The sequence below is a fragment of the Ensifer sp. LC11 genome (assembly GCF_001695835.1).
Classification (GTDB): Bacteria; Pseudomonadota; Alphaproteobacteria; order Rhizobiales; family Rhizobiaceae; genus Ensifer.
The window spans coordinates 50172-68027 of sequence record NZ_MBSO01000004.1 but is presented as its reverse complement, the minus strand read 5'-3'; the positions used below and the strand labels follow the sequence as shown (position 1 = coordinate 68027).

15 protein-coding genes are annotated in these 17856 nt (G+C 63.2%); 13 read left to right on the top strand and 2 right to left on the bottom strand.

The features are described from left to right. Nucleotides 1-14 precede the first annotated feature (14 nt). The 11 genes from nusA to BBX50_RS03030 all read left to right on the top strand — a co-directional run bounded on the left by nusA (nucleotide 15) and on the right by BBX50_RS03030 (nucleotide 13274). Nucleotides 15-1634: a transcription termination factor NusA gene (nusA, locus tag BBX50_RS03080; RefSeq protein WP_065773861.1), complete on the top strand. Its 1620-nt coding sequence runs from the start codon at nucleotides 15-17 to the stop codon at nucleotides 1632-1634. A gap of 5 nt (nucleotides 1635-1639) precedes the next feature. After that, complete coding sequence (locus BBX50_RS03075; RefSeq protein WP_065773860.1) at nucleotides 1640-2347, top strand: RNA-binding protein; 708 nt, start codon at nucleotides 1640-1642, stop codon at nucleotides 2345-2347. A 105-nt stretch (nucleotides 2348-2452) separates the two neighbouring features. Continuing rightward, entirely contained in the window at nucleotides 2453-5152 is a 2700-nt protein-coding gene (infB, locus tag BBX50_RS03070) for a translation initiation factor IF-2 (RefSeq protein ID WP_065773859.1), read from the top strand. 72 nt (nucleotides 5153-5224) lie between these two features. Further along, nucleotides 5225-5632, top strand: a complete 408-nt coding sequence (gene rbfA, locus BBX50_RS03065) for a 30S ribosome-binding factor RbfA (RefSeq protein ID WP_065773858.1) — start codon at nucleotides 5225-5227, stop codon at nucleotides 5630-5632. Nucleotides 5633-5640: 8 nt separating this feature from the next. After that, nucleotides 5641-6576 carry a tRNA pseudouridine(55) synthase TruB gene (gene truB, locus BBX50_RS03060; RefSeq protein WP_065773857.1) on the top strand — a complete coding sequence of 312 codons (936 nt, stop codon included), beginning with the start codon at nucleotides 5641-5643 and terminating at the stop codon, nucleotides 6574-6576. Nucleotides 6577-6807: 231 nt separating this feature from the next. Next, nucleotides 6808-8463: a sensor histidine kinase gene (locus BBX50_RS03055; RefSeq protein ID WP_065773969.1), complete on the top strand. Its 1656-nt coding sequence runs from the start codon at nucleotides 6808-6810 to the stop codon at nucleotides 8461-8463. Nucleotides 8464-8485: 22 nt separating this feature from the next. Continuing rightward, nucleotides 8486-8836 carry an SH3 domain-containing protein gene (locus BBX50_RS03050; RefSeq protein ID WP_201723448.1) on the top strand — a complete coding sequence of 117 codons (351 nt, stop codon included), beginning with the start codon at nucleotides 8486-8488 and terminating at the stop codon, nucleotides 8834-8836. A gap of 169 nt (nucleotides 8837-9005) precedes the next feature. Beyond that, complete coding sequence (rpsO, locus tag BBX50_RS03045; RefSeq protein WP_029742369.1) at nucleotides 9006-9275, top strand: 30S ribosomal protein S15; 270 nt, start codon at nucleotides 9006-9008, stop codon at nucleotides 9273-9275. Between the two features lie 355 nt (nucleotides 9276-9630). After that, nucleotides 9631-11784, top strand: coding sequence for a polyribonucleotide nucleotidyltransferase (pnp, locus tag BBX50_RS03040; protein ID WP_065773855.1), 2154 nt, complete (start codon nucleotides 9631-9633; stop codon nucleotides 11782-11784). 81 nt (nucleotides 11785-11865) lie between these two features. After that, the gene (locus BBX50_RS03035; RefSeq protein WP_065773854.1) at nucleotides 11866-12882 is read left to right on the top strand and encodes a class I SAM-dependent methyltransferase; all 1017 of its coding nucleotides are present in this window, start codon (nucleotides 11866-11868) and stop codon (nucleotides 12880-12882) included. Nucleotides 12883-13052: 170 nt separating this feature from the next. After that, entirely contained in the window at nucleotides 13053-13274 is a 222-nt protein-coding gene (locus BBX50_RS03030) for a hypothetical protein (protein WP_065773853.1), read from the top strand. 78 nt (nucleotides 13275-13352) lie between these two features. On the opposite strand, the gene BBX50_RS03025 is transcribed toward BBX50_RS03030, so the two are convergent. Together BBX50_RS03025 and BBX50_RS03020 are read right to left on the bottom strand one after the other, a co-directional pair. After that, entirely contained in the window at nucleotides 13353-14465 is a 1113-nt protein-coding gene (locus tag BBX50_RS03025; protein WP_244513272.1) for an MFS transporter, read from the bottom strand. Between the two features lie 96 nt (nucleotides 14466-14561). Continuing rightward, nucleotides 14562-14726 carry a DUF1127 domain-containing protein gene (locus BBX50_RS03020; RefSeq protein WP_244513271.1) on the bottom strand — a complete coding sequence of 55 codons (165 nt, stop codon included), beginning with the start codon at nucleotides 14724-14726 and terminating at the stop codon, nucleotides 14562-14564. Between the two features lie 226 nt (nucleotides 14727-14952). Here BBX50_RS03020 and BBX50_RS03015 point away from each other — a divergent pair, with 226 nt between their 5' ends. Next, nucleotides 14953-16470: a winged helix-turn-helix domain-containing tetratricopeptide repeat protein gene (locus BBX50_RS03015; RefSeq protein ID WP_201723447.1), complete on the top strand. Its 1518-nt coding sequence runs from the start codon at nucleotides 14953-14955 to the stop codon at nucleotides 16468-16470. A gap of 449 nt (nucleotides 16471-16919) precedes the next feature. After that, nucleotides 16920-17852 carry a hypothetical protein gene (locus BBX50_RS30675; protein WP_244513268.1) on the top strand — a complete coding sequence of 311 codons (933 nt, stop codon included), beginning with the start codon at nucleotides 16920-16922 and terminating at the stop codon, nucleotides 17850-17852. The last annotated feature ends 4 nt before the right edge of the window (nucleotides 17853-17856 follow it).

Below are 17856 nucleotides of genomic sequence, written 5' to 3'. Positions count from 1 at the left end.
AACGGAGACAAGACATGGCAGTCAGTGCTAACCGGCTCGAGCTTCTGCAGATCGCGGATGCCGTGGCGCGTGAAAAGGTGATCGACCGCGAGATCGTTCTGGCCGCAATGGCCGATGCGATCCAGAAGGCCGCCCGCTCGCGTTATGGGTCGGAATCCAACATCCGCGCCGACATCAACTCCAAGACCGGTGAAATCCGCCTGCAGCGTCTTCTGGAAGTGGTCGAGAAGGCTGACGACTACTCCACACAGATCCCGCTCGAGCTTGCTCGCGATCGCAACCCCGACGCCAAGCTTGGCGATTTCATCGCCGACCCGCTGCCGCCGATGGACTTCGGTCGCATCGCCGCCCAGTCGGCCAAGCAAGTCATCGTGCAGAAGGTTCGTGAGGCCGAGCGCGACCGCCAGTTCGACGAATTCAAGGATCGTGTTGGCGAGATCGTCAACGGCACCGTCAAGCGCGTCGAATACGGCAACGTCATCGTTGATCTCGGCCGTGGCGAAGGCATCATCCGCCGTGACGAGATGATCCCGCGCGAAAACATGCGTTATGGCGACCGCGTCCGCGCTTTCGTCTACGACGTGCGCCGCGAACAGCGCGGCCCGCAGATTTTCCTGTCGCGCACCCATCCGCAGTTCATGGTGAAGCTCTTCACCATGGAAGTGCCGGAAATCTACGACGGCATCATCCAGATCAAGTCGGTTGCCCGTGACCCGGGTTCGCGCGCCAAGATCGCTGTCGTCTCGAACGACAGTTCGATCGATCCGGTTGGCGCCTGCGTCGGTATGCGCGGTTCGCGCGTTCAGGCCGTCGTTGGCGAACTGCAGGGCGAAAAGATCGACATCATTCCGTGGTCGCAGGACCCGGCATCGTTCATCGTCAACGCGCTGCAGCCGGCGGAAGTGGCCAAGGTCGTTCTCGACGAGGATGCCGAGCGCATCGAAGTGGTGGTTCCGGACGAGCAGCTGTCGCTCGCCATCGGCCGCCGCGGCCAGAACGTTCGCCTCGCTTCGCAGCTGACCGGTTGGGACATCGACATCCTCACCGAGCAGGAAGAGAGCGAGCGCCGCCAGAAGGAATTCACCGAGCGCACCAACCTGTTCATGGACGCGCTCGACGTCGACGAGATGGTCGGCCAGGTGCTGGCTTCCGAAGGCTTTGCCGCCGTCGAGGAGGTCGCCTATGTCGACCTCGACGAAATCTCGTCGATCGACGGTTTTGACGAAGAGACTGCGACCGAAATCCAGACCCGCGCTCGCGAGTACCTGGACCGGATCGAGGCGGAAATGGATGCCAAGCGCAAGGAACTCGGCGTCGCCGACGAACTGCGCTCGATCGACGGCCTGACGAGCCAGATGCTCGTTGCCCTCGGCGAGGAAGGCATCAAGACGATCGAAGACTTTGCCGGCTGCGCCGCTGACGATCTCGTCGGCTGGAGCGAACGCAAGGATGGCGAAACCAAGCGTTTCGAAGGCACCTTCTCGAAGTTCGACGTTTCGCGCACTGAGGCCGAAGCCATGATCGTTCAGGCACGCCTTGCGGCCGGGTGGATCACGGAAGAGGACCTGGCAAGCGAAGAGGTCGAAGGTGATGAGCCGATCGACGTTGCCGAAGGCGCCGAGCAGGACGCTTAAGGACGATGATCGCCTCTGATCATGCCGACAGCCTGCCTTCGGACGCCTTGCCCACGGATGGGGGTCCGAAGGATCGCAGCGGCAGCACGCGGACCTGCATCGTCACCCGCGAAAGCGGTTCGCCCGACGAGTTGATCCGCTTCGTTGCAGGCCCCGACGGCCGCGTCGTCCCCGATCTGAAGCGACAGCTTCCGGGGCGCGGCTGCTGGGTGAAGGCCGAGCGGGCGCTCATCGAGAAGGCGGTGGCGAAGAAGTTCTTCGCCCGCGCCCTGAAGGCGGACGTCAAGGCTGACGCGACGCTCGCCGACGACGTCGACCGGCTGCTCTGCGAGCAGCTGGCCGGTATGATGAACATGGCACGTAAGGCGGCCCAGTTCATCTCCGGCGCGACGAAGACGGAGCAGGCCGTGCGCGGTCTTGCAGCGCTTGCCGTGTTTCATGCGGCCGATGCTGCAGCTGACGGCGTGCGCAAGATAGACCAGGCCCGCAAGGCGATGAGCTTCGTGGCCGACGACGAAACGGAAATACCTTCGTTCCGTCCCTTCACCGGGGCGGAAATGGAGGGCCTTTTAGGAAGTAATGCTTTTATCCATGCCGCAGCGCTTGCAGGGCAGGCGGGTGAGGGTGTAGTGAAGCGCGCAATCATGCTCGAAAAGTACCGAGGATCCGTCCCGGTCCGGGCCGAAGGCGGCGCTGGCAAGCCACAGCAATGACACGCGTCACCGGCAGATGCCAGCATCGCGGACATTGTTCGAGACAATTTGGAAGACAGGGTTGGGTGATACGCATCCGGTCCTGATCGCTAGGAACGGAACGGAATGACCGACAACAACGACGACAAGACAGGCAGCGCAGCAGGCAAGAAGACGCTGACCCTGAAACCCCACGGGGTTTCGCAGGGGACCGTGCGTCAGGACATGGGCCGTGGCCGCACCAAGGCGGTCGTGGTCGAAACCAAGAAACGCCCCTTCCACCGCCCGAAGGACGAACGCCCGATCACACCGGTGGCCACGGCTCCCGCCGCACGGCCGGTCGAACAGCGTCCGGCCCAGCCGCAGCCGTCTGGCCGTCCGGCACCGCAGCCGCAGCAGCATCAGTCGCGCCAGGAAGCCAATCAGGCGAACCGTCCGCGCGTCGGCGTTGTTCTGAACCAGCTGTCGGCTGGTGAGATCGATGCGCGCCGCCGTGCTCTGGCGGAAGCTCAGATCCGCGAAGCGGAAGAAGCGGTCGTTCGCGCCGAGAACGAAGCGCGCCGCAAGCGTGAGGAAGAAGCCCGTCTCCTTCAGGAGAAGGAAGAAGCCGCACGCCGCGCCGCCGAGGAAGCAGCCCGCGCGGCCGTCGAGCCCGAAGCCAAGGTTGAAGAGGTTGTCGAAGAGCGCCCCGTGGCTGCTCGCGCACCTGCCGCCACCGAGCGTCGTGTCGACAATCGCCCGCAGGCAGGTCGCCCCGCCGCGCCGGCGGCAGCCGCTCCGACGCCGGCACCGGCCGGTGCGCTGCGCAACCGCAAGGTCGACAACGAAAAGGACGACGATCGTGGCCCGCGCTCCGGCGCTGGTCCGGTACGTGGCAAGGTCGTGCGTCCCGAGCCTGCCAAGGTTCCGGCCCGCCCGAAGGGCGACGATGGTCGCCGCCAGGGCAAGCTGACGCTGACCACGGCTGCCGACGAGGATGGTGGCCAGCGCGCCCGGTCGCTGTCGGCCATGCGTCGCCGCCAGGAGAAGTTCAAGCGCAGCCAGATGCAGGAAACCCGCGAGAAGATTTCTCGCGAAGTCATTCTGCCTGAGACCATCACCATTCAGGAACTGTCGCAGCGCATGTCCGAACGCGCCGTCGACGTCATCAAGTACCTGATGAAGGAAGGTCAGATGATGAAGCCCGGCGATCTGATCGACGCCGACATGGCTGAACTCATCGCCGGCGAATTCGGTCATACGGTAAAGCGCGTTTCGGAATCCGACGTTGAAGAGGGTATCTTCAACGTGACCGATGCCGAAGAGGAAATGCTGCCGCGTCCGCCGATCGTCACGATCATGGGTCACGTCGACCACGGCAAGACCTCGCTGCTCGATGCGATCCGTCACGCCAACGTGGTGGCCGGTGAAGCCGGCGGCATCACCCAGCACATCGGCGCCTACCAGGTCGAGCAGAACGGCAACAAGATCACCTTCATCGACACCCCCGGCCACGCGGCGTTTACCGCCATGCGTGCCCGTGGTGCCCAGGCGACCGACATCGCGATCCTGGTGGTTGCGGCTGACGACAGCGTGATGCCGCAGACGATTGAATCGATCAACCACGCCAAGGCGGCTGGTGTTCCGATCATCGTGGCGATCAACAAGGTCGACAAGCCGTCGGCGAACCCGCAGAAGGTTCGCACCGAGCTGCTGCAGCACGAAGTCTTCGTCGAATCCATGGGCGGTGAAGTTCTCGACGTGGAAGTTTCCGCGAAGAACGGCACCAACCTCGACAAGCTGCTGGAAGCGATCCTGCTGCAGTCCGAAATCCTCGACCTCAAGGCCAATCCGAACCGGACGGCCGAAGGTACTGTGGTTGAAGCCGAGCTTGACCGTGGTCGCGGTGCGGTTGCGACCGTCCTCGTTCAGAAGGGCACACTGCGTCCGGGCCAGATTATCGTTGCCGGTGATCAGTGGGGCCGTGTCCGCGCACTCGTCAACGACAAGGGCGAACACGTCAAGGAAGCGGGTCCGTCGATGCCGGTCGAGGTTCTCGGCCTTTCGGGTACCCCGGCTGCCGGTGACAAGTTCGCCGTCGTCGAGAACGAAAGCCGCGCTCGCGAGATTTCCGAGTACCGCCAGCGTCTCGCTCGTGAGAAGCAGGTTGCTCGCCAGTCCGGTTCGCGCGGTTCGCTCGAGCAGATGATGAGCCAGCTCCAGACCTCCGGTCTCAAGGAGTTCCCGCTGGTCATCAAGGGCGACGTGCAAGGTTCGATCGAAGCGATCGCCGGTGCGCTCGACAAGCTCGGAACCGACGAAGTGCGTGCGCGCGTCGTGCATTCCGGTGCCGGCGGTATCACCGAGTCCGACATCTCGCTTGCCGAGGCGTCGAACGCAGCGATCATCGGCTTCAACGTCCGCGCCAACTCGCAGGCCCGTTCGGCCGCCGAGCGTGCCGGCATCGAAATCCGCTACTACAACATCATCTACGATCTGGTGGATGACGTGAAGGCGGCGATGTCCGGTCTGCTCTCGCCCGAGCGCCGCGAAACCTTCCTCGGCAACGCCGAGATCCTGGAGGTGTTCAACATCACCAAGGTCGGCAAGGTCGCGGGTTGCCGCGTCACCGAGGGCAAGGTCGAGCGTGGCGTCGGCGTCCGTCTGGTTCGCGACAACGTCGTCATCCACGAAGGCAAGCTCAAGACCCTCAAGCGCTTCAAGGACGAAGTCTCGGAAGTCAACGTCGGTCAGGAATGCGGCATGGCCTTCGAGAACTACGAAGACATCCGTGCCGGCGATACGATCGAGTGCTTCCGCGTCGAGCACATCACGCGGACGCTTTAAGTCTCGTCCGATTAGAGATTATGCGGGCGCCGGGTTATCCTTCGGCGCTCGCATTTTTTTGAGGTACCGTCCATGAGCAAAGCCACATCCTCTGCCCCTTCCCAGCGCATGCTGCGCGTTGGCGAACAGGTTCGTGCCGCCATTACCCAGGTTCTGCAGCGCGGCGAGGTTCGCGATCCCGTGATCGAAAAGACGGTCATCGCGATCTCGGAAGTGCGCATGTCGCCTGATCTGAAAATCGCCACGGCCTATGTCACGCCCCTCGGCGTGCCCAACCATGCCGAGGTCATCGACGCGCTGAACCGCAATGCCAAGTACATTCGCGGCCGCCTCGGCCCGCAGCTCAGGCAGATGAAATACATGCCCGACGTTCGTTTCCGCGATGATACGAGCTTCGACAACTACAAGAAGATCGATGCGCTCCTGCGTTCGCCGGAAGTCAGCCGCGATCTCGATCAGACCAGCGAAGACGAAGAATAGTAGATTTCATGTCCAAACCGCGTAAGCCCAAGGGCCGCCCGATCTCGGGCTGGCTGATCCTCGACAAGCCGCTCGACTTCGGCTCCACCGAAGCCGTCTCGAAGATCAAGTGGCTGTTCAAGGCCCAGAAGGCCGGCCATGCCGGCACGCTTGATCCGCTGGCCTCGGGCATGCTGCCGATCGCACTCGGGGATGCGACCAAGACGGTCCCTTATGTGATGGACGGCCGCAAGATCTACGAATTCACCGTTGCCTGGGGCGAGGAGCGCTCGACCGACGATCTCGAAGGCGAGGTCACGCATTCTTCGGCCGAGCGGCCGATCGAAGAGGCAATCCGCGCGCTGCTGCCGAAGTATACCGGCGTCATCAGCCAGGTCCCGCCGCAGTTCTCGGCGATCAAGATCGACGGCGAGCGCGCCTACGATCTTGCCCGTGACGGGGAGACGGTCGAGATACCGGCCCGCGAGGTGGAGGTGCATCGCCTGACGCTGCTGGGTGCTGCTCCCAATCTCGCGCATTTCGAAATCGAATGCGGCAAGGGCACCTATGTGCGCTCGCTCGCCCGCGACATGGGCCGTGACCTCGGCTGCTTCGGCCACATCGCCTCGCTGCGCCGGACCTTCGTCGCCCCCTTTGGCGAAGAGGACATGGTGCCGCTCGCCGATCTCGTGGCGCTCGAGAAAATCGAGAGCGACGAGGAACGCCTGGCCGCGCTCGACGAGTACCTGATCGAGACAGGTGAAGCGCTTTCCAACCTGCCGCATGTCGCCGTCAACGACGATCAGGCGCATCGCCTCAGGATGGGCAATCCGATCATCCTTCGTGGCCGGGACGCGCCGTTGCCGACGCCCGAAGCCTATGCGACGGCGCGCGGCAAGCTGGTCGCCATCGGTGAGGTGGCCGAGGGCGAGTTCCGCCCGAAGCGGGTCTTCGCCGGAAGCTAAGCGTCCGCAAGCATTTGCGTTTGCTCCATCCTTGACGCATGATCCCGGCATGGGTTTCCGCTCCATCAGAGGTGATTCCGTTTCCGTATCGTGCTCCGGTGCCGTGTGGCGATCGCGCCGCCTCCGGCAGCGGGCGGACGTGACCGCCGTGCCGTTGGCGGGGGGCGAAGAGGGCAGGTGACCGGCGTGACGGATGAAGGAAAGGGCAGGGCAACCTATCGCCTGGCGGCGATGGCCGATCGCATCCGCGACCGACTGACCCGGCCGTTCAGCTTCTATCTCACGTCGCTGCTGCTGGTCGCGATCGTTCCTGCCTTCATCTTTTCGCTGGTCGTGCTGAAGCGCAGTGTCGATGCGCAGGAGCAGGTGATCACGGCGCTGCTCCAGGCATCGACCGGTTCGGTGACGCGCATCGTCGAGCGCGACATCGAGGGCATGCTGACGACGCTGAAGGTGCTGTCAACATCGCGGGCGATCGAAGACGGCGACATGAAAGCGTTCTACCAGCGCGCCTCGACGGCGCTTGCCGAGACGGACTCCTATCTGATCGTCATCGACCGCAAGCATGGCCAGTGGCTGAACACACGCGTGCCTTTCGGCACCCCGCTCGCCCAAGCGTCGGATTCGAATTCCGTCGAGCGCGCCTTCACCAACAATGGCGCGCCGCTGATCTCCAATGTCTTCTTCGGCAACACCGCCGGAAAATGGGTGTTCAACGTCTATCTTCCGGCGAAATTTGCGACCGGTGAGGAGTATCTCCTGACCTTGACGCAAAACGCCGAGAGCATGGCCAAGGCCGTCAATCGCGACACGCTGTCACCCGGCTGGAACGCGGCGCTCGTCGATGGCGCCGGCAAGGTCATCGTCTCCTCGGACGCGGCCGTCAAAGCCGGCGAGCCGTTCTTTCTCGACAAGGTGCCGGCGATCAGCATCGGGGTACGCAACATCAACGAGAACGGCACCGAATACCGGGTGGCGACCGAATTCTCGGTGATCACCGGATGGCGGATCATTGCCTGGGCGCCGCGCGCGATCGTTGACGCGCCCGCCGTCTGGTCGTTCCTCTGGCTGTCGCTCGGCGGTATTCTTTTCGCCGCCATCGCGATTGCGGGATCGCTGGCGATCGCACGGCTGTTGTCGCAGGGCGTGAAACTCGTGGCGCAGGACGCGCGCCGCCTCGGCGCCGGCGAACGGATCGAACCGCGCCCGCATATGATCTCCGAAGTCGAGCAAGTCTCGGCGGCGCTGGCGCGGGCGGCGGCGGCGCGCACCAAGGCGGAGGGTGAGATCCGCTTCCTGATGCGCGAGGTCGCGCACCGTTCGAAGAACCAGCTGACCGTGATCCAGTCCATGCTGAACCAGTCGGTCTATTCGGCCGAAAGCGCCGCCGATTTCGCCGATTCATTCCGCAGGCGCATCGCCGGGCTTGCCCGCTCCACCGATCTGATGATCGCCAATGCCGCGCAAGGGGTCGATTTCCGCGAGCTTGCCCAGAACCAGCTGCAGCCGTTCATCCCGGACGATCCCAAGCGCGTGATCCTCTCCGGACCACCGCTCCGGCTCGATACCCAGATCGCCCAGACGCTTGGTATGGCGCTGCACGAGCTTGCGACCAACGCCACCAAATATGGCGCGCTTGCCAACACCAGCGGGGTCGTCAAGTTGAGCTGGTCGCTGGAAGATGACGGTATCGCCATCCGCTGGCGGGAGGAGGGAGCCGACCTGCCGGGCAAGGCGTCCGATCCGGTCCGCAAGGGCTTCGGAACGCTGGTGCTGGAGCGCATGCTCGGCATGGCCTTGAATGCTTCGCTGGAGCGGGTGATGCACGCCGATGGCATCGAGTGGCGGATTTCCATCCCGCGCGAGGCAAAGGAACAAGAGCCATGACGGCGATCGGGGGAGTGAGGCGGTGAATCGGTCTATCGGTCGCTGGGGGATACTTGCCACGGTTCATGTGGCTCTGCTGCTCGGCCACGTCGCGCAGGCACACGGCGCTAAGGTCGAGTGCACGGTCGCCGACCCCACGGGCACGCCGCTCAATGTGCGCGACGCGCCGAACGGGCGTGTGGTGATGACGTTGTCGAACGGCGCGCGGGTTCACCGGACCGCGGAGCGCGAACTCAACGGCAAACGCTGGTCACTGGTCGCAAATGAGGCGGGTACGCTGGGCTGGGTCTTTTCCGCCTATCTCGGCTGTGTCTCCACCGATCGCGACCAGCAAAAATCTGCGCCGATGCGGCCGCGACCGACGAGCAATTAAGGTCATCCGCCGACGCTTGAACGCGCCGGTTCATGACCCTTTCCTTTTTCATCCAATTCGTTTATAGGCACGCCAGCAAAAGGCGCATGCCCGTTGCATTCATGGCCGCAGCTGGACGACATCCCGGCTGACGGCGTCCCTAAATCCTCGAAATCGAAAGGATCATCCGATGTCGATTGCTGCAGAGCGTAAGGCTCAGCTCATCAAGGAATTTGCAACCGTTGAAGGCGATACCGGTTCTCCGGAAGTCCAGGTTGCTATCCTGACGGAACGGATCAACAACCTGACCGAACACTTCAAGGGCCACAAGAAGGATAACCATTCCCGCCGTGGTCTGCTCGCGATGGTTTCCAGCCGTCGTTCGCTCCTCGACTATCTGAAGAAGAAAGACGAAGCGCGCTACACCAAGCTGATCGGTGCCCTCGGCATCCGTCGCTAAGCGATTTGCCCGGCGGGTCATTGCGACCCGCCGGCTTTTTTATGGAGCGCTGGACGCTCAAGGAATAATCTCTCCGGCCGCATAGGAAGCGTGGCACCAGGAGAGATCCAGCGAACCGGATGGGCCGGTCTCGCGGATCAACCGATGGCCCGTCATGGGGCAGGATTGCAGGATGCTTCGGCCCCTGCTTGCCGGTCAGCCGCAAAACAGCGACTGTCCAGGCGAAGCGGATTGCAGCCGATTTCAAGCGTGAAGCCTCCCGTTGTCTTGCCCGTGATGCGCCATTCATGCGGCCCTTCGACCACCCCGCGCTGTAACAGCCGCGGAAAGGTCCGCCGCACATGAAGGACAGAACATGTTCGATACCCACAAGGTTGAAATCGAATGGGCAGGGCGTCCGCTCAAGCTCGAAACCGGCAAGGTCGCCCGCCAGGCTGACGGCGCCGTCATCGCCACCTACGGCGAAACCGTCGTTCTCGCCACCGTCGTTTCGGCCAAGGCGCCGAAGCCGGGCCAGGACTTCTTCCCGCTGACCGTCAACTACCAGGAAAAGACCTACGCCGCCGGCAAGATCCCGGGTGGCTACTTCAAGCGCGAAGGCCGTCCGAGCGAAAACGAAACGCTGGTTTCGCGCCTGATCGACCGCCCGATCCGCCCGCTTTTCCCCGATGGCTACAAGAACGACACCCAGGTCATCGTCACGGTCATGCAGCATGACCTCGAAAACAACCCCGACGTCCTGTCGATGGTTGCCGCTTCTGCTGCGCTGACGCTGTCGGGCATCCCGTTCATGGGGCCGATCGGTGGCGCGCGCGTCGGCTACATCAACGGCCAGTACGTGCTGAACCCGCATCTCGATGAGATGGACGAATCGACCCTCGACCTCGTCGTCGCCGGCACCCAGGAAGCCGTGCTGATGGTTGAGTCGGAAGCCAAGGAACTGGCTGAAGACGTGATGCTCGGCGCCGTCGTATTCGGCCAGAAGGGCTTCCAGCCGGTCATCGACGCCATCATCAAGCTCGCTGAAGTCGCTGCCAAGGAGCCGCGCGAATTCGAACCGGAGGATCATTCCGCTCTCGAAAACGCCATGCTCTCGCTGGCCGAAGACGAACTGCGCATCGCCTACAAGATCACCGAGAAGGCCGCTCGCTACGCTGCCGTCGACGCCGTCAAGGCCAAGGTGAAGGCGCACTTCCTGCCGGAAGGCATCGAGAACCCGGCCCATTCGGCCGAAGAAATCGGCGCCGTCTTCAAGCACCTGCAGGCCAAGATCGTTCGTTGGAACATCCTCGACACCAAGAGCCGCATCGACGGCCGCGATCTGGAAACCGTTCGCCCGATCGTCTCGGAAGTCGGCCTCCTGCCGCGCACCCACGGTTCAGCACTGTTCACCCGCGGTGAAACGCAGGCGATCGTCGTTGCCACGCTCGGCACCGGCGAAGACGAACAGTACGTCGACAGCCTGACCGGCATGTACAAAGAACGCTTCATGCTGCACTACAACTTCCCGCCCTTCTCGGTCGGCGAAACCGGTCGCATGGGCTCCCCGGGCCGTCGCGAAATCGGTCACGGCAAGCTCGCCTGGCGCGCGATCCGCCCGATGCTGCCGGAAGCCGAGCAGTTCCCCTACACGCTGCGCGTCGTTTCCGAGATCACCGAATCCAACGGCTCCTCGTCGATGGCAACGGTTTGCGGCACCTCGCTCGCTCTCATGGATGCCGGCGTTCCGCTCGCAAAGCCGGTTGCCGGTATCGCCATGGGCCTGATCAAGGAAGATGAGCGCTTCGCCGTTCTCTCTGACATCCTCGGCGACGAAGATCACCTCGGCGACATGGACTTCAAGGTTGCGGGTACCGAAGCCGGTATCACCTCGCTCCAGATGGACATCAAGATCGAGGGCATCACCGAAGAGATCATGGGCATCGCGCTCAACCAGGCCAAGGGCGGCCGTCTCCACATCCTCGGCGAAATGGCGAAGGCCATTTCCGAAAGCCGTGGCCAGCTCGGCGAGTTCGCTCCGCGCATCGAAGTCATGAACATCCCGGTCGATAAGATCCGTGAAGTCATCGGCTCGGGCGGCAAGGTCATCCGCGAAATCGTCGAAAAGACCGGCGCCAAGATCAACATCGAAGACGACGGCACCGTGAAGATTGCTTCTTCTTCGGGCAAGGAAATCGAAGCGGCCCGCAAGTGGATCCACTCGATCGTCGCCGAGCCGGAAGTCGGCCAGATCTACGAAGGCACGGTTGTGAAGACCGCCGACTTCGGCGCCTTCGTCAACTTCTTCGGCGCCCGCGACGGCCTCGTCCACATCTCGCAGCTCGCCTCCGAGCGCGTTGCCAAGACGACCGACGTCGTCAAGGAAGGCGACAAGGTCTGGGTCAAGCTGATGGGCTTCGACGAGCGCGGCAAGGTTCGCCTGTCGATGAAGGTCGTCGACCAGGCCACCGGCAAGGAAGTCGCTGCCGAGAAGTCTGAAAAGAAGGGCGACGGCGAAGCCGCCGAGTAAGCCGGCTTCACCCGAGTGCATTCGGGGCGCGGGGCGGATCGCTCCGCGCCCCTTTCTTATAGGAAGATGACGGATAGACCGATGAGCCGAGATGCGTTGAAGACCCTGTTTTACCCGTTCGACAGCGGCGTGATCGACCCGCCGGGCGAGGGCGAGCGCGTGCTCTTTCTCGGCGCCGAAGCGGGCTATAGGCTGCCCCAAGGCTTCGAGGCGCCGATTACGGCCGTTCAGCCGCTTCGGCCGCTCTACCGAGCCCTGGAGGCAGTGCGCGCCGATGTGACGCCCGAGGTTGCCGGTGAGGACTACGACGTCACGCTGGTGCTCGCAGGAAAGCACAAGGGCGAGAACGAGGACCGGATCGCCGAGGCGCTGAAGCGCACCCGCGAGGGCGGCCTGATCGTCGTTGCCGGTGGCAAGGAAGACGGCATCCAGTCCTTGAAGAAGCGGATCGCCAAGTTCGAATGGGACGGCGATCATCTGCCGAAATATCACGGGGTCGCCTTCTGGTTCACCCGCCCCGAAGACGTCACCGACGCCGTGCGCAAGCTTGCCAAGGTGCCGGTACGCGTCGACGGCCTGTTCGAAGCTTCGCCCGGCATGTTCTCGCACGACCGCGTCGATGCCGGATCCGAACTGCTTGCCTCGCGCCTGCCGAACGATTTCCATGGCCATGCCGCCGATTTCGGCGCCGGCTGGGGCTATCTGGCAGCGAAGCTCGCCGAAGCGTCGCCCGGCACCAAGGGCATCGATCTCTTCGAGGCCGATCACGAGGCGCTCGAAGCGGCCCGCGTCAACATGATGGCGAACGCTCCTCGCATGCCGGCGCGTTTCTACTGGTTCGACCTGACCAGCGAAGAGCCGCGCGACAAGTACGACCTCATCGTCATGAACCCGCCTTTCCATGAAAGCCACGCCGCCGAGCCGGCGCTCGGCGTTGCCATCATCAAGACGGCGCTGAAGGCGCTGAAGCAGGGCGGCAAGCTGATGCTGGTCGCCAACCGCGGCCTGCCTTACGAGCAGGTGCTGGCGGAAAACTCCAGGGAGTACGGCGAGACCTGCCGCAACGCCCGCTTCAAGGTTCTCTGGGCCAAGCGCTGAGACCAGCCACCCGCAATACCGCACGCGACTGATAATCGAATGAGAGCCGGGTCACTTGCCCGGCTCTTTCGCGTTGAGGACCGCCCGAAGCGACAGTTTGCCCGTTGCCTTCGCTGCTGATCGGGCTCACGATGGGGATCGTCGGTGTTCCCAGTCGGAGGATGAGTTCCATGACGTCGGGAGTAAACAGGCCGCCTCTGACAGAGGATGCGGCCGAGGCAATCGCCAAGGACATCAAACAGGGCGAAGGACATGGAGCGACCTCCGAGGTGCCCATGTCGTTTCTGAAGAGCCTCTATCATCTGCCCCTGGATCCGGCACGACGCACGCATACGGGGTTCGTCATTCTGGCGATCATAGTCGCTCTGCTCGTGCTTTTTGTTTTGGTTTGAACCTGTCCATCAACGACGATCGCTTGTAGCAGCGGGCGCGCCGATATCACGGTTGCGCAGAGGTGCTGCGCGGCTTCGTCAGCCCCGCCTTCTCGCCGCGATCAGAAGCCCCGCCAATACAATGCACAGCAGGCCAAGCGACAATGGCAGGCCCTGATGTCCCGTCCATTGCATCGCTAGTCCCGCCGCCGGCGAGCCGACGATGCCGCCCGCGCCCCAAGCGAACGCGAAGGCTGCGTTCCCGGCAATCAAGGCCTGGCCGGTGTAGCGCTCGCCGAGCTGGATCAGCGACAGAGTGTAGATCCCGAACGTGACCCCGCCCCAGACGAAGACGAGCGGCCAGATGAGCCATGCCTTGAAGAACCAGGGCAAAAGCAGGCAGCCGGCCAGTGAAGCCAGGACGCAGAACAACATCGTCTGCCTCGAACCCATGCGCTCGGCCAGGCGGCCGAGCAAGATCTGCAACGTTGCATTGCCCGCGATGAAGCAGGTGATGAGCGGAGCGATGCGGCTCTCGGCGCTGCCGAGTGCTGTGCCGTAGACTGCGAGTAGGGAAAGCAGGGTCTGTTCGAAGGCTGCAGCCGTGCACACCGCGAACAGGAGCAAGGGCGCGAGCGCGAAAAAGCCGGCGACAGACGTGGTCTCGCCTTCCTGCGGCATGTCAGGCAGGCGCGGCACGACGGCAAGGACGATCAGGCCGCAGGCGAGGAAGGCGACGATGCCGATCGCAAAAGGTGGCCAGCCCTCTGTTCCGACCAGGCCTAACGACAGCGGACCGATGCCGAAGCCGCCGGAAACGACCGATGAATAGAGGCCTAGGATGCGGCCCCGGCGGGATGCGGGCGTGATCGCCACCAGCCAGGTCTCGCTGATCACGGAAAGCGGATTGGCGAAGACACCAAGCAGGAAGCGAAGCGGCATCCACGCCCAGACGTCCTGCGTCCAGGCAATAGCGGCAAGCGTGCACGCGGCCAGGATGGAGCACAGGATTGCAAGCCTGGCGCCGCCCAAGCGCCGTGAGAGCACCGGAATGAAGGGTGCAGACAGGATGAAACCCAGCGGCGTCATCGCCGCCGACAGGCCGATCAAGGCGGGTGCAATGCGTTGTCGCTCCAGGATGAAACTGAGCAGCGGGTAAGTCAGTCCCTGGGCAACGGCGAAAACGGTAACGGTCGCAATGATGCCCGCCATCGCTGCCCAAGGGGTCCGATCCTGTCGCGGCGTCGCGAGCAGGTGGCGGCGAGCCGGTGTCGGGGCCGGAAACTGGTGGTCTGACGTCATTGCGGCTTACAACACTTGCCAGAAGGGTTTGGCGAGCTCTTCCTCGACCTGGCGTCTGGTCAGGCCGACATCGTCGATCAAATGGGGATCGCCCTGCAGCTTTCGCTCAAGGTCAGTGTGGAAGCGGTTTCGGTCGCGCCACGCCGCAAGCATGCCTCCAAGCGTCCACAGGCGGACGCGTGGAGGCGACGGGTTCGCCGATCCCGGGCGTGTTTGCAGCGATGCTGTCTGCTGCGAGGCTGGGACAGAGAAGGGGAAATCGTGCATGACAACCTCCAAGCTATGTTGCGGGTCCCATCGACCCTCCGGCTGAAAGAGGTTGAACTCTGCGCGATACGGACGGCGTCGTACTTAAGGCCTTCCAAAAAGTTCTCAAAAACATCCAAAACGTCTATAGATGCGCCGCATGCAGGCTTCGCGTTTTGCCTTTGGTCCGTTCATTCTTGATCCGGGTGCGGGAACGCTCCTGCGGAATGATGATCCTGTTGCTGTCGGCTACCGTGGGCTAAAGCTGCTGGCCGCGCTCGTCGGGCGATCAGGCGAAATCCTGACCAAGGCGGAGTTGATGGATGCGGCGTGGCCCGACTCGATAGTCGAGGAAGGCAACCTCACCGTCCAGATCGCGCAGTTGAGGAAGCTGCTTGGCCCGGCTGCCGACGGCGGCGACTGGATCTCCACGGTTCCACGCGTCGGCTACCGCTTCGCCGGGGCCATCGAGCGGCTCGATGGTGCGAAGCGAAGGCCCCTGCCGTTGCCCGGCAAGCCGTCGATCGCCGTGCTGCCCTTTGTCAGTCTCGGCAACGATCCCGAGCAGGAAACCTTCGCGGATGGGTTGACCGAGGACCTGATCACCGACCTCTCCAGGAGCTCCGGTCTGTTCGTCATCGCCCGCAATTCGGTCTTCGCCTACAAGGGAAAGGCGGTGGACGTGCGCGCGATCGCCGAAGATCTTGGCGTGCGCTATCTGCTGGAGGGGAGCGCCAGGCGGGCCGCAGGGCGCGTGCGCATCAACGCCCAGCTGGTCGACGCGGAAAGCGGCGAACAGCTCTGGGCGGAGCGCTTCGACCGCAGCCTCGAAGATATTTTTGCCGTTCAGGATGAGGTGACCGCGAGGATCGTGGAAGCCCTGCTCGGGAGGTTGCGTGCAGCGCCGCCACGCAAACGCCCGCGCAATATCGAGGCGTACGATCTTTGCGTACGGGCGCGAAGATTGATGGATGATACGCCGCAGATGGCGCAGGAAGCGCTTCTGATGCTCACGCGCGCGGTTTCACTCGATCCTGACTACGCCGAGGCCTATCGTTGGCTGGCGATCAACCATTGGATGGGCTGGGTCCATTCCGGTGGGCCGACGGATACCGGCCGTCACCTCGCGCTCGAACTGGCGCACAAGGCCGTCGCGATCGATCCCGACGATGCCGGCAGTCGGTGGATTCTCGGCTATCTGCTGGCCTATGAGCGCCACTTTGCCGAGGCGGATGCGGAGTTCGCCAAGGCGATCGAACTCGACCCCAACGAAGCCGACACCTGGGCGGCGTTGTCCGACATCGCGGTGCTGGCCGGGCGTGTGGAAGAGGGCCTGGAGCACATCCGTCGGGCGTTCCGGCTGAACCCTTATCCGGCGAGCTGGTATTATCTGACGCTCGGCCAGGCGCAATATGCGGCCGGCGGCTACGAAGCAGCTGTCGAGACGCTGCGCAAGGACGAGACCTACCGCACCAGCTCGCGCCGTTTCCTCGCGGCAAGTCTGGCGCAGCTCGGCCGTTTCGACGAGGCGCGCGCGGAAGCCGAGCTGTTCCTCGTCGCCAACCCGCATTTCACGATCCGCCACTGGGCCGCCGCCGAGCCCTTCCGTGACATCGCGGTTCTCGAGCACTTCGTCGACGGCTTCCGTAAGGCTGGCCTTCCGGATTGACGCGCACCGGCGATCGCAGGCAACCCGCTTGTCCAGCGCAATCAAAAGGCCCCGGTGGCCAGAACGCCACCGAACTTCAGGTCGGGTCCTTGAAGGCGCGTGCCTTCGAAACCGACCGTCTTCTGCGACCGTCCTGCGCCGATGGGATGATCATGCCGGCCATCCGCCAATGGTCGGCGATCATTCGCCTTCCATGGTCTTTGTTCGCGTATGTGAATGTTGCCTTATATTCTTAAGGCGTGCTATCCTTGGTTTTAATCGCCGCAGGCGCAACCTTTTTATTGCCTTATCTCTTTTCGCACGGCACCAGTGTGGTCAGCGAATAGAGGCCTTTGTTTGGATACATAAGATTGCTGCACAGAACTTTATTTCGCCCGTCAACGCGCGGGGACGTGAAACCGGAATCAATCACCACCCGTCCATTCTGACCGGCGCAAAAGGCAGCCGGCATGAGGTATACGTATTTGTTCGGCACGGCTTACCTGAAGGTTGTTGTCTCGCGTTTCGCCGTCATGGCTTGTCTGTTGCTCGGGCTCTTGGCCTGCGGATCGGCGGTCCAGGCATCGCCCGTCGGTGGCCCAGACATGCAGTTCTTTGTCGTTCGCAGCGGCCAGCCGGGGTGCGAGCCGACCTGTCCGGAATGGATATCCGCCGAGGGGGCAATTGCCCGCGAAAGCCCGGCGCGTCTGAAAAAGCTGCTGAAAACCATCGGTGAACGCCGCCTGCCGATCGTGGTGACGTCGCCGGGCGGAGATGTCGACGCCGCTCTGGCGCTTGGTCGCCTCATCCGAGAACAAAAGCTTGAAGTGGCGGTCGGCAAAACCCGCTTCATCGGTTGTCAGCCGGAGCAAAAAGACTGTCGTGAAAACGACGGCAAGGGCGCCCGCTACATCGGCGTCGCCTATTCGGCTGGCGCCTATTGCGCTTCGGCCTGTCCGCTCATGCTTGCCGGCGGCACCCGGCGCGTGGTCGGCCAGTGGGCGTACCTGGGCGTTCACCAGGTCACCACAGTCTACGTGAAGATCATGACGCGGTATCGGGAGCAGTACCGCGTCGTCAACGGCAAGAAGAAGGTCACCAGCAAGAAGGTGGTCAGCCGCAAGAATGTCGGCAGCCACAAACGCTATGAGATGACGAAGGCGATGGAGCGCCAGCTTGCGGCCTACCTCTCGGAAATGGGCGTCGGCCGCAGTGTCGTCGATCTGATGAAGGTGACGCCAGCTTCGGACATGCGCAAGATCGAGCCCGTCGCGATGATGGACATGAAGTTGATCACGCAACTGGGCGGCGTCGAACTGCTGACGACGGCCGACATTTGCAGGACGGTGCCGGCCGCGGCCAACTGCCGGGTCTTCGTCATGTCGGACCTGAAACGTCAGTAGACCT

Bases quoted from the DNA above. Each gene is read 5' to 3' on its own strand.
- rpsO (WP_029742369.1), top strand. From the start codon at position 9,006: ATGTCGATTGCTGCAGAGCGTAAGGCTCAGCTCATCAAGGAATTTGCA.
- BBX50_RS30675 (WP_244513268.1), top strand. From the start codon at position 16,920: ATGAGGTATACGTATTTGTTCGGCACGGCTTACCTGAAGGTTGTTGTC.
- nusA (WP_065773861.1), top strand. From the start codon at position 15: ATGGCAGTCAGTGCTAACCGGCTCGAGCTTCTGCAGATCGCGGATGCC.
- infB (WP_065773859.1), top strand. From the start codon at position 2,453: ATGACCGACAACAACGACGACAAGACAGGCAGCGCAGCAGGCAAGAAG.
- BBX50_RS03075 (WP_065773860.1), top strand. From the start codon at position 1,640: ATGATCGCCTCTGATCATGCCGACAGCCTGCCTTCGGACGCCTTGCCC.
- BBX50_RS03055 (WP_065773969.1), top strand. From the start codon at position 6,808: ATGGCCGATCGCATCCGCGACCGACTGACCCGGCCGTTCAGCTTCTAT.
- BBX50_RS03025 (WP_244513272.1), bottom strand. From the start codon at position 14,465: ATGGCGGGCATCATTGCGACCGTTACCGTTTTCGCCGTTGCCCAGGGA.
- pnp (WP_065773855.1), top strand. From the start codon at position 9,631: ATGTTCGATACCCACAAGGTTGAAATCGAATGGGCAGGGCGTCCGCTC.
- BBX50_RS03015 (WP_201723447.1), top strand. From the start codon at position 14,953: ATGCGCCGCATGCAGGCTTCGCGTTTTGCCTTTGGTCCGTTCATTCTT.
- BBX50_RS03035 (WP_065773854.1), top strand. From the start codon at position 11,866: ATGAGCCGAGATGCGTTGAAGACCCTGTTTTACCCGTTCGACAGCGGC.
- BBX50_RS03030 (WP_065773853.1), top strand. From the start codon at position 13,053: ATGACGTCGGGAGTAAACAGGCCGCCTCTGACAGAGGATGCGGCCGAG.
- truB (WP_065773857.1), top strand. From the start codon at position 5,641: ATGTCCAAACCGCGTAAGCCCAAGGGCCGCCCGATCTCGGGCTGGCTG.
- rbfA (WP_065773858.1), top strand. From the start codon at position 5,225: ATGAGCAAAGCCACATCCTCTGCCCCTTCCCAGCGCATGCTGCGCGTT.